Source organism: Jejuia spongiicola (genome assembly GCF_023502325.1).
Taxonomy (GTDB): Bacteria; Bacteroidota; Bacteroidia; order Flavobacteriales; family Flavobacteriaceae; genus Wocania_A; species Wocania_A spongiicola.
The window spans coordinates 347,361-361,972 of record NZ_JAMFLZ010000004.1 but is presented as its reverse complement, the minus strand read 5'-3'; the positions used below and the strand labels follow the sequence as shown (position 1 = coordinate 361,972).

General features: G+C 31.3%; 13 protein-coding genes. 5 read left to right on the top strand and 8 right to left on the bottom strand.

Annotated elements, in window-relative coordinates; genetic code table 11:
• Positions 1–11 precede the first annotated feature (11 nt).
• Positions 12–1,439: a SusD/RagB family nutrient-binding outer membrane lipoprotein gene (locus M3P09_RS11320; protein WP_249973213.1), complete on the top strand. Its 1,428-nt coding sequence runs from the start codon at positions 12–14 to the stop codon at positions 1,437–1,439.
• A 107-nt stretch (positions 1,440–1,546) separates the two neighbouring features.
• Complete coding sequence (locus M3P09_RS11315) at positions 1,547–2,545, top strand: DUF3179 domain-containing (seleno)protein (RefSeq protein WP_249973212.1); 999 nt, start codon at positions 1,547–1,549, stop codon at positions 2,543–2,545.
• A gap of 25 nt (positions 2,546–2,570) precedes the next feature.
• Here M3P09_RS11315 and M3P09_RS11310 read toward each other — a convergent pair whose 3' ends face one another.
• A complete protein-coding gene (locus M3P09_RS11310; protein WP_249973211.1) occupies positions 2,571–5,324 on the bottom strand; it encodes a T9SS type B sorting domain-containing protein in 2,754 nt (917 codons plus the stop codon).
• A 202-nt stretch (positions 5,325–5,526) separates the two neighbouring features.
• Here M3P09_RS11310 and rlmB point away from each other — a divergent pair, with 202 nt between their 5' ends.
• The gene (gene rlmB / locus M3P09_RS11305; protein WP_249973210.1) at positions 5,527–6,270 is read left to right on the top strand and encodes a 23S rRNA (guanosine(2251)-2'-O)-methyltransferase RlmB; all 744 of its coding nucleotides are present in this window, start codon (positions 5,527–5,529) and stop codon (positions 6,268–6,270) included.
• Between the two features lie 2 nt (positions 6,271–6,272).
• On the opposite strand, the gene M3P09_RS11300 is transcribed toward rlmB, so the two are convergent.
• A complete protein-coding gene (locus M3P09_RS11300; protein ID WP_099563513.1) occupies positions 6,273–6,998 on the bottom strand; it encodes a rhomboid family intramembrane serine protease in 726 nt (241 codons plus the stop codon).
• Positions 6,999–7,183: 185 nt separating this feature from the next.
• On the opposite strand from M3P09_RS11300, the gene M3P09_RS11295 reads away from it, so the two are divergent.
• Positions 7,184–8,461: a replication-associated recombination protein A gene (locus M3P09_RS11295; protein WP_099563512.1), complete on the top strand. Its 1,278-nt coding sequence runs from the start codon at positions 7,184–7,186 to the stop codon at positions 8,459–8,461.
• Positions 8,462–8,573: 112 nt separating this feature from the next.
• Here M3P09_RS11295 and M3P09_RS11290 read toward each other — a convergent pair whose 3' ends face one another.
• Genes M3P09_RS11290 through radC form a run of 6 tightly spaced genes read right to left on the bottom strand, consistent with a single transcriptional unit; the run spans position 8,574 to position 14,109 of the window.
• Positions 8,574–9,428 (bottom strand): hypothetical protein, encoded by an 855-nt coding sequence (locus M3P09_RS11290; RefSeq protein WP_249973209.1) that lies wholly within the window; start codon positions 9,426–9,428, stop codon positions 8,574–8,576.
• Complete coding sequence (locus M3P09_RS11285) at positions 9,425–10,825, bottom strand: DUF5723 family protein (RefSeq protein ID WP_249973208.1); 1,401 nt, start codon at positions 10,823–10,825, stop codon at positions 9,425–9,427. Before M3P09_RS11285 ends, M3P09_RS11290 begins: the two co-directional genes overlap by 4 nt.
• Positions 10,822–11,388 (bottom strand): hypothetical protein, encoded by a 567-nt coding sequence (locus M3P09_RS11280; protein WP_099563509.1) that lies wholly within the window; start codon positions 11,386–11,388, stop codon positions 10,822–10,824. The genes M3P09_RS11285 and M3P09_RS11280 overlap by 4 nt, the downstream gene beginning before the upstream one ends.
• 41 nt (positions 11,389–11,429) lie before the next feature.
• Positions 11,430–12,119 carry a YjjG family noncanonical pyrimidine nucleotidase gene (locus M3P09_RS11275; RefSeq protein ID WP_249973207.1) on the bottom strand — a complete coding sequence of 230 codons (690 nt, stop codon included), beginning with the start codon at positions 12,117–12,119 and terminating at the stop codon, positions 11,430–11,432.
• Positions 12,109–13,410 carry a polysaccharide deacetylase family protein gene (locus M3P09_RS11270; protein WP_249973206.1) on the bottom strand — a complete coding sequence of 434 codons (1,302 nt, stop codon included), beginning with the start codon at positions 13,408–13,410 and terminating at the stop codon, positions 12,109–12,111. Before M3P09_RS11270 ends, M3P09_RS11275 begins: the two co-directional genes overlap by 11 nt.
• Positions 13,411–14,109: a RadC family protein gene (radC, locus tag M3P09_RS11265; protein WP_099563506.1), complete on the bottom strand. Its 699-nt coding sequence runs from the start codon at positions 14,107–14,109 to the stop codon at positions 13,411–13,413. It abuts the gene before it with no gap.
• 49 nt (positions 14,110–14,158) lie between these two features.
• Between radC and M3P09_RS11260 the strand changes: the two genes are divergently transcribed.
• Positions 14,159–14,611: a DUF1569 domain-containing protein gene (locus M3P09_RS11260; RefSeq protein WP_249973205.1), complete on the top strand. Its 453-nt coding sequence runs from the start codon at positions 14,159–14,161 to the stop codon at positions 14,609–14,611.
• Position 14,612 lies beyond the last annotated feature (1 nt).

The following is a 14,612-nucleotide window of genomic DNA, read 5'->3' as shown; positions in this document are numbered from 1 at the left end:
AAAAAGAGAAAATGAAAAAAATATTATTAACAGCTGTTCTCTCTGTAGTTATTGTGTTAACATCTTGTAAAAGTGATGAGCAATACGAAAACTTAAACAGAGATCCAAAGAATCCAACTCAAGTTGCTGCAGACTTTTTATTTAATTCTGCTACTAAGAGTTTAATTGATCAAATGACGCAAATTAATGTAAACCGTAATAGTTTTAGATTTTTTGCACAATATAGTACAACAACTACATATACAGAAGAACCAAACTTTGATTTAGTAACTAGAACAATTCCTGGTTACCACTGGTCTGAAATGTACAGAGATGTATTACTAGATTTACAAACTTCTAAAGAAGTTGCTATGGCTGATGCTACTTTAAGCGGGTCTGAGCAAAGTGCTAGAGTTTCTCAAGCTGAAGTTTTAATGGTATATACATTCCAACAAATGGTTGATACTTGGGGAGATATTCCTTACAGTGAAGCTTTAGGAGATATTGCATTACCAAAATATGACGATGCTGCAACAATTTATTCAGATTTAATTACACGTTTAACAGCTGCAATTTCTGGATTAAGCGGATCTGGTTATAGTGGATCGGACCAATTATACGGAGGTAACTCTGCTGGTTGGGTGAAATTTGCAAACTCTTTATTAATTCGTATAGGTAACCGCCTTGTAGATGTTAACCCTTCGTTAGCTCAATCAACAATTTTAGCTGGATACAGTGGAGGTGCATTTACATCAAATGCTGATAATGCAACTATACAGTACGAAGGTACAACACCTAACACCAACCCTGTTTGGGTTGATATAGTTCAATCTGGTCGTTCTGATCATATTCCTGCAAACACTATTGTTAATTTCATGAATAATCTTGATGATCCAAGGAGAGCAGTTTATTTTGACGATAACTTAGGTGCTGGTGTTTATACTGGTGGAAATTTTGGTACAGTAGCTAGTTTTGCTTCACATACTCATTTTGGTGATCCAATCTATGAAGCAACTAACCCTGCTTCATTACTAGATTTCGCTGAAGTATCTTTTTACTTAGCTGAAGCTGCTCTAGAAGGATGGTCTGTTGGTGGTACAGCTGAACAGCATTATAACAATGGAATTATGGCATCTTTTGATAATTGGGGTGCAAGCGATTTAGCTACATATATGGCTAATCCAGATGTAGCTTGGGCTACTGCTCCTGGTACTGATAAAGAAAAAATTGGTAACCAATTATGGATAGCAATGTACAACAGAGGGTTTGAAGGATTTACTGCATGGAGAAGATATGACACTCCAACTTTTCAACTTCCAGTTGATCAAGGAAATCCATTACCTTACAGATATACATATCCAATTGATGAACAAAACTTAAATGAGGATAATTGGACTGCTGCATCTACTGCCATTGGTGGAGATTCACAACAAACAAAATTATTCTGGGATGTAAACTAGTTTTAGTTCCTTTATAAATATTTAAAGCCCTGTAAGTTACATAACTTATAGGGCTTTTTTTGTAAGAAGCATTTACAAACACCGACTTAAATATAAATGTATTAAATATGAAACGATTCATAATATTAACTTTCATTTTACTAGTTAATTGTTCAACAGAAACTAGCGTAAAAGATAATACAGATGAAGTCGCAGACAATTTATGGTGCGTTCCAAAAACGGATATTGCTGGAGGCGGATCATATGAAATAAAAGAAAACCCAGATTATAAAAGTATATCAGAAATTGATGCTACTGGTTTTTTAAATGACAATTCTAGGCTTGCACTTTTAAAAATAAATGGACAAGTTTATGCTTATCCTTATGATTACACAAATAATTTTGAAGTTATAAACGATACGTTTGGAGATATTCCTTTGGCTATAACTTATTGTCCAATAACAGAAAGTGCTTTATCTTTTGACAGAAGGTTGCCCAACGGAGAAACCATTACAATGAAAGCCTCTGGTTTTTTGTACAAAGACAACCTTATCGCTACTGATGCAGATTTAAATTATTATTGGTCGCAGATGGCTATACGTGGTCTTAGAGAATCTACTAAAGATATAAGGTTAAATACTTATAACATTATTGAATCTTACTGGCTCGGAGTTAAAACATATTTTCCTGATGCAATGGTATTTAATCATCCTGATGTTGCAAATTGCAATTGTGATGAGACACCTGTTCCGATAGATTTTAATAATTTGTTAGGTGTAATGCATGAACATGTATTTGATGACATAGTACATTTATTTAGCTATAGTAATTTTGCAAACGGAATAGAAATAGATTATACCTCTGTAAACAGTAAAAATGTAATTGTTGTGGGTAGTAAAGAAAAAGTTTACTTTAACGCATTTTATTTACCAAGTAATTTAACATTCACTGCATTAGATACAAGCGAATTCCCTAATGTACTTACAGATAATGAAGGCAATATATGGGATGCCTTTGGGTATGCTGTTTCGGGTAATAGACAAGGTCAAAAACTAGACAGTCCAAAGTCTTACGTGGCAGCTGAATGGGCTTTTAAAGATATATTTAAAGAATTAGTTTACCATTAATAACAATTCTCTACTTATAAAACTATTATCTTTTTAATGAGAAATGACCTCTAAATTCTTCCCCATTAGGAAGTTTTAAACAATACCAATAATCGTCATCAGTTAAAAGGTTACCATTAAACTCACCATTCCAACCAATAGATTGGTTTGGGTTAAATGTTTTTAAAAGCTTTCCATAACGATTATAGATTTCTACAGTTAACAGTTGTGAATCAAATAATGTAGGGTCTAAACCTGCTACGTTCCATGTATCATTAGAGCTATCATTATTTGGAGTAAAATACTTAGGAAATCCTAGTATATAAAAATCTCTCGAAATTCTTTCACAATTCAAACCATCCATAATATAAAGCGTATGCTTTCCATGAGGTAAATTTAAAAAAGAATTACTGTCTTGGTAAGCACCAAATTCATCATTAACTGCGTAAACAAAATTCTCGCTATTATTATCTAGAACAACAGTTAAGTTTCTATCATTTATAACTAAATCTTGTATAATAGGTATTTCGTTTTGGTTAACAGTAATAGTCACAGAATCTTCGCAGTTAAGCAAAGGATCAATAACATTAACCGTATAAATACCAGCTTGAGAAATCAAAATTTCATCTAAATTTTGATTTGTACTCCAACTATAATCATAACTATTTACTTGGCTAGCATTAAGTCCAGCATTAATCGATATCGGGAAATCTGAAAGGCATACATTTATAACTTGATCTTCTAATTGAGGAAATGATCTTACTTCTAAATTTAAAACCCCTGTTCCATAACATGCGTTATCACTTTCAACTCTTATGTATACTGTTCTATCTGATGATGTATAAATACTAGGAAGCGCATCAATACCTATAGCTGCATCATTTTCATCATCATGAAACGAAATTGTAACATTAGTTGGTAAATTTAATGCTGTTGCAATTCTTAAACCTTCTGATTCTAAGTCAAAATCAGCAAAGTTATCTTCATCAGGGTCACAAGCTCCCAATTCATGAGTACTAATATCTACTGCCTGAGTTGTATTTAATCTTACTGTTGCCATACTAAAACAATCCGTATTTGTTTTAAATACTTTGGCATGTAATATTTCTCCTTGATATTGATTCGTGTAAATTTCATCAATAGAGTTAGAATTATCTAAATCATTAATAGCATCTGCCATTGAGTAATAATAATAAACTTGAATCGCTTCTTGAGTATACAAGCTCAAAGGAGCATTAGCTAGTTGTAAATTAAATGGAGCTATTCCATCGTTAGGGTTATTGTCAGCAGAATCACATTGAATTAAATCAAAAGTTGTTTGCAATACATCTGGTGGTTGAGAAATTATTACTTGTTTTAAAAAGGGACCTTGTTCAATACCATTTAAATACATGGTTAAACTAACAGTATAGACACCTGATTGTGCATAGGCGTGCAATGGTTCTATAAGTGTCGATGTTTGTCCATCCCCAAAATCCCAAAGCACACTGTCATAAGGTTCTTCAGAAGTGACGAAAAAATGAGTTTGATCACCTAAACAAGTATCTTCAAAATCAAAAGTATACAAGAATATAGATTGTACAAATGGAGGAAGCCCTAACTGAACAGCTTTGCCTCCCAAATCAACAGAATTTTCCGAATATCCTGCAGCATTCCCAATTTCATTAGGGTTATTAATAACCGATAAACTTAAACCAACTGAAGAAGACCTAAACCCTGCTCTATATATCTTACCGTTTATTGCTAATTGCAATGCCCCTGCTACATTTTGAGAATTACTAATAACTTCTCTAGATCCTACTATGTCAGAGCTTTCTAAATTATACTGATAAACGTGACTATGATCGAAAATGTTATTATCATCAAACACGTTATTAGTAATATATAACAATTTTGAATTTGGTGAAAACTCAACACCATAAGGGTATGTATTATCAATTATAATATTATCATTAGCAACTATTCCTGTTGTGTTATTAAAATCATATAACAAAACCCTTCCAGACTCTCTTCTTGGAGATCTTGGTCCTCCACCACCAATGTTAGTAGAACTATGTGCAATAGCAACTTTCTTTCCATCTGGTGAGGCCTTCAAATAACCAATAGCACTGATATTCGCACCGTCACTATTAAAAACTGGTCGAACCATTTGCGACACGGTAGATATAACTGGGGTTTCATTAACTCCATTTCCATCAATTAGAAACGAATAAAACTTGTCCATAAATTGAGTAATAACCCAAACAGAACTCCCATCACTATGCGAAACCGCAGTGATTTTTTCTGAAGATTTATATTCGTTTTGTGTAGCATCATTAACATCATAAGTTACTAAATGCATGTTTTTAACTCCAGGAACAATATCTCCAAAACTACTATTTAATGACAAATCAACCTCAGAGTAATTAACCCCATCAATGGGTTCTCCTTCTGTTAAATAGTAACTTGGTTTATCAATAGTAAACAAATAATACTTTGAGGTACTTCCTGGTTTAGGAACTATTAAGGCAGATTCTGTACTAGAGCTGTGTCCTAAAAGTCCTTGACCATTAGGCATAATTTGATGACGCCTATCCCAAACTGTAACGCCATCTGTATAAAACAACAAATTTCCGTTAGGGTCAGAAATAGTAGCACAACCTTCTTTTGTAATTAATTGTCCATCTAAAAGAGGAGTAGGATTTGGAGTATTAAAATTAAGACCTGCAAATTCTCCGAAATACCAATTTGCTGATTGTTTTTGAGAAAAAACAAAGCATACGCTAAATCCTAATATTATAAATAATAACTTAGTTTTCAATTTTTTGATTAATTTTGATTGACTATTGTAAATATAGTCATATTTGCTCTGATTATAAGAGGCTTAAAGGTTTTTTGCCTCTAATTTCTACTTTTTTATGGTCAAAATATCGATTAAAGTTAACACAAAGGCTCTGGAGCGCAAAATAAACTCTTTGTAAGTTAAACTTCTTAGACCAATAACTTTTTTATACATTTACCCCATGCAAGATCAAACTCAAATTTTTGGCATAAGAGCAGTGATAGAAGCTATAAATGCTGGCAAAAACATAGATAAAGCTTTTCTTCAAAAGGGCCTAAAAGGTGAATTATTTAGTGAATTAGAATCCTTATTAAATAGAAAATCTATTAACAAATCTTACGTTCCTATTGAAAAACTTAATCGTTTAACAAAAAAGAACCACCAAGGTGTTGTTGCTCAAATTTCACCAATTGAATTTCATAATCTTGAAACTTTAGTTTTAAGTGTTATTGAATCTGGAAAAACACCATTATTCTTGTTGTTAGATCAATTAAGTGATGTCCGAAATTTTGGAGCAATCATTAGAACTGCAGAATGTACTGGAGTTAATGGTATAGTAATACAAAAAAAAGGTGGTGCTCCTGTAAACGGAGATACTATTAAAACAAGTGCTGGAGCAGTATTTAAAATTCCTATTTGCAAAGTAGATCATATAAAAGATGCTGTATTTTACATGCAAGCATCTGGTATAAAAGTAATTGCAGCTACTGAAAAAACTAATGATACTTTATACGATGTTTCATTTACAGAGCCTTGTGCAATTATTATGGGCTCTGAAGGTCGAGGTATCAATCCATCTACTTTAAAAGTGGTTGATGCAAAAGCCAAATTACCTCTATTAGGAGATATTGAATCGCTAAATGTATCTGTAGCTTGTGGTGCTTTTTTATATGAAGCTGTTAGGCAACGCATAGATAAAAACTAATCTTATTTTTTATTTTCTTTAAAAGTATAACTTATAGTTGATGATTCTTGACTTTCATCAGATTCTAGTTGTTCAATAAAATTTCCATCATCATCAAAGTGCTTTAAAAAAGGGTCGTTATCTTCATTATAACCCTCTTGCTCCCAAACATATTTTTTAGGTTTTGCTATTTCTTTTCTAAAAAACAAAGCAAATAATAAACCTGTAATTAAACCAGATAGATGTCCTTCCCAAGAAATCCCTTTTTCAATGGGTATAGCATACCAAATCATGCTCCCATAAAGAAATACCACTAATAACGATAAAGCAATCAGTCTATAATGTTTAGCAAAAACACCTTTAAAAAAAGTAAAACTAACTAAAACATAAATTAATCCGCTAATGCCAATATGATATGATGGTCTTCCAATACACCAAGTAAAAAACCCTGAAAGTAAAATTCCAAAAACCAATACCTTCCAAGCTATTGGTCTATAGAAATAAAACAAAGACGTTGATAAAACCAATAATGGAATGGTGTTATGATAAATATGCTGAATATCACCATGAATAAACGGACTTAAAACAATACCTCTTAGCCCTTTTAAAGTTTGAGGATAAACTCCATATTTACTGAAATTAAACCCAAAACGCACCTCGGCCCAAAACACAATCCATATTATTAATACAAATAATATAGGGTAAGCAACTACCCCTGTTGAAAATTTAAAATGTTCTTTATTATTCATTGAAATAAATATAGCAAATAGTTAACCATGTTTTATTTTAATGCTAAAATGGCAGATATGTGTGCATGAATGATTGTAAAGAAAATCCTTTTTTGAGGCCAAAAAAAAAGATTGTGCTAAAAAACACTACCCCGAATTTTCTTTAGGGCATGCTCAAAACGAAAAAATTACTTTAATTTTACATTATGAATGAGCCTTTAGCTGAACGTTTAAGACCTAAAACTTTAGAAGATTATGTGAGTCAAACCCATTTGGTTGGCAAACATGGTTCTTTAACACAGCATATTAAGCAAGGATTAATTCCTTCAATGATTTTTTGGGGGCCACCTGGTACTGGAAAAACAACTCTTGCTAACATTATAGCTACCGAATCTGGCAGACCATTTTATACGCTTAGTGCTATAAACTCGGGCGTTAAAGATATTCGAGATGTTATTAATAAAGCTAAACAAAGTGGCGGTTTGTTTACTACCAAAAACCCAATTTTATTTATTGACGAAATTCATAGGTTTAGTAAATCTCAGCAAGATTCGTTACTACAAGCTGTTGAAAAAGGTTGGATCACATTAATTGGAGCAACCACCGAAAACCCTAGTTTTGAAGTAATTTCTGCGCTTTTATCTCGTTGTCAGGTTTATATTTTAAATGCTTTTAACAAAAAAGATTTAGAAACTCTTTTAAAACGTGCCATTGAAAAAGATGAATTAATTTCTAAAAAAAACATTACTTTAAAAGAAACTAATGCTCTTTTAAAGCTATCTGGTGGCGATGCTAGAAAACTACTTAATATTTTTGAGCTTATTGTAAATTCGTATAGTACCAATACTGTTGAAGTTACTGATGAGACCGTTTTAAAAAAAATCCAGAATAATACGGTACGATACGATAAAACAGGCGAACAACATTACGATATTATTTCAGCATTTATAAAGTCTATTCGTGGTAGCGATCCAAATGCTGCTGTTTATTGGTTAGCTCGCATGGTAGAAGGTGGTGAAGATGTAAAATTTATAGCGCGCCGCTTACTTATTCTCGCTAGCGAAGATATTGGTAACGCAAACCCAACAGCTTTAGTTATTGCTAACAATACATTTCAAGCAGTATCAACAATTGGATACCCAGAATCTAGAATTATTTTAAGCCAGTGTGCTACATATTTAGCGTGTTCTCCAAAAAGTAATGCCGCTTACATGGCTATTGGGAAGGCACAACAATTGGTTAAAGAAACTGGCGATTTAAGTGTGCCCTTGGAAGTTAGAAATGCACCAACAAAACTCATGAAAGAGCTTGGTTATGGCGACAATTATAAATACGCACATAATTACGACTCAAACTTTGCAAATCAAGAATTTTTACCAGATGAAATAAAAAACTCTAAGCTTTACGATCCTGGGAATAATGCTAGAGAAAACGCACATCGTGAATTTTTAAAACAACGTTGGAAAGATAAATATGGTTATTAAATTTAGGGCGTTACCACAAGGGTCGGGCTTTACGATACAATCTTTTTGTTCGTACCTCTCAAAAAGGATTTCCACTCCAATCCCTAACGCGACATCAGATTTTTAAAAAACTTTAGAATTTAATATTTAAAGTTTCCTGTATTAAAGAGTTATTTGAGTAAAACTCTAAAACCCAATCATCTCCTTTTTTGTAAATAATTGCGTTCTTGTTTTCCACCAAAAACACGTTATTTAGATTTGTTTTTTTAATTCTGTAAACCACTTTAGGGGAGCTATCTACTAACTGAAAACCATTTACCATTTCTTGAGCATATAAAATATTAGATGCGCCTTCTATAACATTTTCCTGTACTGTTTTCGTAGCTTCTGCTGGCACTTCAACAATTTCAGAAACCTTATTTTCTGCAACTTTAACAGCCTCTTTCTTCTCTTCTTTTAAAGATTTTATTTCTTCTTTTAACTTCTGAAGCTCTTGAGAGACTTCTTTCTTAGTTTCTACTTTATTTGAAGCAATTACACTATTATTACCATTAGGTGTATATTTATAATCAACAGTTTCGAACGATTTAAAAGCATTTCGTAGTGCTTCAGCATAAGATTTATCGTATTCCTTTATTCTACTTTCTCCAACTTCAGATTTATAAATTACTCCTCCTTGGCAATTTTTTAAAACTATACTCAATTTTGTTTTAAACATCCCCTTCCCTTTTTCTACATCAGAAGTTAGTCCCATGCATACATTCCCTGCTAAATCATCTGGATATTGTTCTCCTTCAACTACTGTTGTAAATCCATTTTTTTCAAATAAGAATTTAGTTAAAGCATTTAAACGATATTGGTTTTCTTGTTTTAAAAAATCGAATTTTTTGGGTACTATTATGTATTTATAATCATTTAAATTAGATTGAGAAAACACACTTGTTATAATAAAACAAGCTAAAAGTGTTGTGAATAATTTTGTTTTCATTTTTTATTAAATATATAGTTAAAACCTAATTGTAAAGATACACTTTGTGCGTCATAAATGTTTTTATATTGTAAAAAATTATCTGCCATTACATAAAAATTGAAACCTCCTAAGTGGGTAGAGATACCTAAACCTACATTATTAAATGAATAAGAATCTATAGTATAAGTAGCTTTAACTCTTAAATTATTAAATAATCTTCTGTAATAATAAGCTGTTAAAGCTAATTGTGGTTGCTTAGGTCTATTAATCGCATAAAGTTGCATCCCTACTGCATTTAAATAACCATTATCTTCTTTTAAACAATTACAATCTTCACTTTGCTTCTTACCAAACGAATAATTTAATGATGCATTTAATTTTACAGGTCGCCAAGTAGTGTACTTTGTTGCAGTGCTATCCAATTCAAACAGGTCTTCAAAGTCTTCACCTACTTCATTCCAATAATCTTCGGCTGTTTGCCCAGTATCTGTTTCTGGAAAAAGCGGGTTTATCCCTTCAAAACTATAAACACCATCTACTACATAGTTTTTTATGTCTTTACTGTGTCTAACAAAACCAACATCCAATAAACTGGCATCTAAAGACCACTGCTTTGTTAAATTATAAGTAAAACCTATATCAAAACCCAAACCCAAATTCCCCCCTAATAATGTACGTTTAACTAAATCTTTTCCTGAAAAATCTGAATCCTCTTCAGTTATACTATTCAACCCAGATGTTCTTAACTCTAAATCTAAATTAAAAATATGATTATAAAAATTGTTTTCTCCTGGAATAGTAACAAATACCCCTTTATTATTTGTTGAATTTAAATTGATAATATTTGAATATATCTTGCCTCTTACCCCATAAGTAAAACTTGAGTTAACTTTTTTGTTGTATCCCACGTGAAAGACTGAAATAACTTCGGCATTAACATTTACATGATTTAAGTTAAACCGTCTGTTAATATTATTTGCATTTCCTTCTAAAGCTAAAACTGCAATATCTTTAGGAAAATAGGCTATAAAATCTGTTTCTTGATATAAACCAAAACTTAAATATTCTTTTTTTTCATAACTAGGTCCCATTGCAAATCCGGCAGAAAATATTTCAAGTTGCTGATTAAATGTAAAAAAATCTGTTGACTTCATTTTATTTACTGCATTTTGAAGCTTTACATTGAAATCAACTCCGTCTTTAGCAAAAAGGTCGTAGACAGATATTCCAGACGACCCACCATTTACATGAATATGAGAAAGTAGTGGTATGCCAAAATACCAATCGTTACTTATTTTTCCTCCAGGGTTTTGTAATAGTGCTTGTGGTATTTCTGAAAAACCATATAGTATTTGCTTATTCTGCGAAAAAGACAAGCAGGTTATTAAACCAAATAACAAACTAGCTTTTCTCATTCAGATTCTTCAATTTTTAAATAAAATATACCTTTTGATTTTAATTGGATTCTTCCAGGTGTATTATCATTAAGAGGCGACCCTCCAGATAGTGCCTGCACAGTCAATATTACCTTATTTGACGCCTTTAAAGCATCAAGTAATGTGTTTTCAAATACTTCAGTATGCGTGGATACAATATCTGTATTAGTTGGAGACGCTAGGGAAGAAATTGTAAAAGAATGCTTGAGCAAATCTGTATCATCTAAAAAGTCAATTTGAACACTAAATGCTCTATTAATAGAGTTCGTAGTTTCAAAAACAAATTCTGCCTTAACTACATTATCTACAACAAAATCGCGATTAAATAAATCAATAATAACAGAATCTCTAATCGTACTTAATTCACTACCGTCAATAAAAAATTTAGTAGCTGGTGCATTAAAAAAAATTAAATCTGAAGCTAAAACAGGTTCTAATGTTAAATCCTTTGCTTGATTAAAATCTACCTCTTCAGTACATGAAGTTATAAAAAAACCATAAAAGGCAGCTACAGCTAAGTATTTAACAATTTTCTTTATCATAGGTTAAGTTAAACGAATAATATCATAAACATATTATGAAGCTACAAATATTTCTTGAGGTGAATTAGGTTGTCAATTTGCTTAACTGTTGCTTCTAGCTTATCGTTATAAGTACCAAAAAAAATAGCATCCATTCCAATATTTAGTGCTCCAAGTACATCTGCTTCATAATTATCTCCAATCATTATTGATTGGTCTACATTTACATTTGCAACTTTCAAAGCATGATTAAAAATTTTGGGATTTGGTTTTTTAACTCCTACCATTTCTGAATTTGTTACCGTTTCAAAATAATGATCAATATTAGAATTTGTTAACTTACCATGTTGAACTTCGCTAAATCCATTTGTTATAATATGTAGATTATACATGGGATTTAAATACTCTAGAATTTCAAAAGTATTTTCAAACAAATGATTAAAACTACTTAAGTGCATTATATAATCTTCAGAAAGCTTATTGATTAAATGTTTTTCAACTGTAAAGTTTATCGCAGTAAAAGCATCATTTAATCTTCCAAATCGTAATGATTCTTTATTTATTCTCTCTTCTCTGTATAGCTTCCAATAGTTTAAATTTATGGGTTCATAATAAGATAAAAATTCTTTTAAATTAATTTCAATATTATTTTGTTTGAAAATTTTATCGAATGTAAGGGCAGAGTTTTTATCAAAATCCCAAAGTGTATGATCTAAATCAAAAAAAATGTCTGTAATGTTTTTAATCTTCATTTACTGATTCTAAAATAATATTAAACAATTCCTTAAATCCAAACCAACGCTGGTCATTACTAAAAGTATAGTTATGAAATACAGGAATAAACGTTCCGTTTACTTGCTTTACTTCATTCATAATTTGATTTAAAACCATCTTTTTATCTAATAATGAATGATTTTTTAACAAGGCAAAATCCATTAAGTGGTATGAATGCACTTTTAAAGGGGTTTGTATTTCGTAGTCTAAATCATAAAATAAAAATGGTGTACACGAACCAGCTCTAAAACCGATATGATTTACATATCCCATAGTATAATCTTCTTCAATTTCTAGCTCTATAAGGTTTCTGTATGTTTCTGGTAAATTAAGCTTTGAATATGATTGCTTTGAAGCTGTTAGTGAGGTATTTATAATAGCTTCCATTTGTACCTTTTCCTTCTTTAAAACAGCTATACTATCAATAGCAAAAAAGGAAGTTTTTAACCCAACAATACTGTAATCTGCAACTTGTTTTATAAGTGATACAAACTTCTTTTTATTCGCATTTATCCCTTTATCATATGTAGAATACGAACCAATTAAAAAGAAAAACACAAATTTAAAACGGCTTTGTTTTTGCTTATTTATTATATACTTAAACGTATCGAATGGGTCATGTTTTAAACCAAAAATCACCATAAACCTGTCGTACAAATTCTTAAGCCTTAATCGTAACAAATCTTTAATGGCACCACCAAAAGTTCTAATAATTCCCTTTAATTTATAATTATATGCGCTAGGTATATCTATTACAGGTTTAATACTATATGTTCTTTTTGGGAAATTAAAATCTGGGAAATGGGATTGTAATGCATCTTTAAACTTAAATGCCCAAATATCTACAACAGGTTGGTGTAAAAAATCGTGTTTAAATGCCACACTTTCGGTTGCTAAAAAACGTCCAAACTCATCTCTTACTTGTGGTAAATACTCTTCATACCTTGACAATAAATAAAATGATGCTGCAAAGATATCAAATGGTATAGCACTTTTGTCTCCATTAGAAAAGAACCCTTTAGTATCACCCCAGTCGTGCACATGTATTTCTACATCTGATAGACCTTGCTCAAATAAAATATCATGACTCTTAATAAAAAACTCATTCCCTAGTTGCTGTCTTGTATACGACATTTTTAAACTATCGTGAGCTATAAATTCTTCAATTTTTGTGGTAAACGAAACATTAACATCTAATATTCTTGTGCATATATGCTTGAAAATATATTTTAATCTTGGTGATATTTTATGGGTATAAATTAAAAGCATTTACAATAAAGTTTCATCAGCAAAACTAAAGTATGCTTTTTCTGTTATAATTAAGTGATCTAATACTTTTATATCTAAACTTTGTGCTGCTATTTTTAATTTTTGAGTAATTTGCTTATCTGCTTCACTAGGTTTTATAGTTCCAGATGGGTGATTATGAACTAAAATTAAACCTGTTGCTCCAACTTGCAGCGCATTTTTTAACACCAAACGCACATCTACTAAAGTACCTGTAATTCCGCCTTTACTTAATTGCTTTTTTTGAATAACCTTATTAGAATTATTCAAATAAATAATCCAAAACTCTTCATGTTGTAATTCTCCAATAATGGGTTGCATTAACTCAAATACTGAACCACTTGAAGTAATTTTACTTTTCTGTAAAGCATCTTCGCTTCTTCGTCTTCTCCCTAGTTCTAAAGCTGCGGTAATAGTAATTGCTTTAGCTTCTCCAATACCTTTAAACCCCATTAGTTCTTTAATCGAGAGCTTTCCAAGTTCAGTTAAATTATTATCAACACTTGCCAAAATACGCTTGCTTAAGGCTACAGCGCTTTCTTCTCTATTACCAGATCCAATTAAAATAGCTACTAACTCTGCATCACTTAAAGTGTTTTTCCCTTTATATAATAATTTCTCACGAGGTTGATCGTCTTGTGCCCAATTTTTTATTGAAAACGATGATGGTTTTTCTTGCATTGGTTAAAGATAAATATTGTAAATTTCAAGTGCAATTAAAATATTTATTATGAAGTCATTATTTGAAACTGAAACACAACAACTCATTTTAAAAAGAATAGAAAATTTAAATGAAAAAACTCAAGCAAATTGGGGGAAAATGGATGTTGCACAAATGCTAACGCATTGCCAAAAACCGTTAGAAGTTGCGAACGGGACTTTGCATTTAAACACAAAAATTGGCTTTGCAAAAAAACTCATGTTTAAGCTTTTTAAATCTGCTATGTATAATGATAAACCATGGCAAAAAAATTTAGGAACTGTTCGAGAATTTAGAATAACTGATCCTCAAGAATTTGCAAGTCAAAAGAACAAATTAATACAAGTTATCAATGACTTTTCACAATTAAAAGAAAAAACCAATTGGCCTACACATCCTCTTTTTGGAGATTTTACAACAGAGCAATGGGGTAAAATGCAATACAAACATTTAGACCATCATTTAACTCAATTTGGTGCTTAAC

Coding starts and splice junctions, on each gene's coding strand:
- M3P09_RS11320 (WP_249973213.1), top strand. CDS start 12: ATGAAAAAAATATTATTAACAGCTGTTCTCTCTGTAGTTATTGTGTTA.
- M3P09_RS11315 (WP_249973212.1), top strand. CDS start 1,547: ATGAAACGATTCATAATATTAACTTTCATTTTACTAGTTAATTGTTCA.
- rlmB (WP_249973210.1), top strand. CDS start 5,527: ATGCAAGATCAAACTCAAATTTTTGGCATAAGAGCAGTGATAGAAGCT.
- M3P09_RS11300 (WP_099563513.1), bottom strand. CDS start 6,998: ATGAATAATAAAGAACATTTTAAATTTTCAACAGGGGTAGTTGCTTAC.
- M3P09_RS11295 (WP_099563512.1), top strand. CDS start 7,184: ATGAATGAGCCTTTAGCTGAACGTTTAAGACCTAAAACTTTAGAAGAT.
- M3P09_RS11290 (WP_249973209.1), bottom strand. CDS start 9,428: ATGAAAACAAAATTATTCACAACACTTTTAGCTTGTTTTATTATAACA.
- M3P09_RS11285 (WP_249973208.1), bottom strand. CDS start 10,825: ATGAGAAAAGCTAGTTTGTTATTTGGTTTAATAACCTGCTTGTCTTTT.
- M3P09_RS11280 (WP_099563509.1), bottom strand. CDS start 11,388: ATGATAAAGAAAATTGTTAAATACTTAGCTGTAGCTGCCTTTTATGGT.
- M3P09_RS11275 (WP_249973207.1), bottom strand. CDS start 12,119: ATGAAGATTAAAAACATTACAGACATTTTTTTTGATTTAGATCATACA.
- M3P09_RS11270 (WP_249973206.1), bottom strand. CDS start 13,410: ATGCTTTTAATTTATACCCATAAAATATCACCAAGATTAAAATATATT.
- radC (WP_099563506.1), bottom strand. CDS start 14,109: ATGCAAGAAAAACCATCATCGTTTTCAATAAAAAATTGGGCACAAGAC.
- M3P09_RS11260 (WP_249973205.1), top strand. CDS start 14,159: ATGAAGTCATTATTTGAAACTGAAACACAACAACTCATTTTAAAAAGA.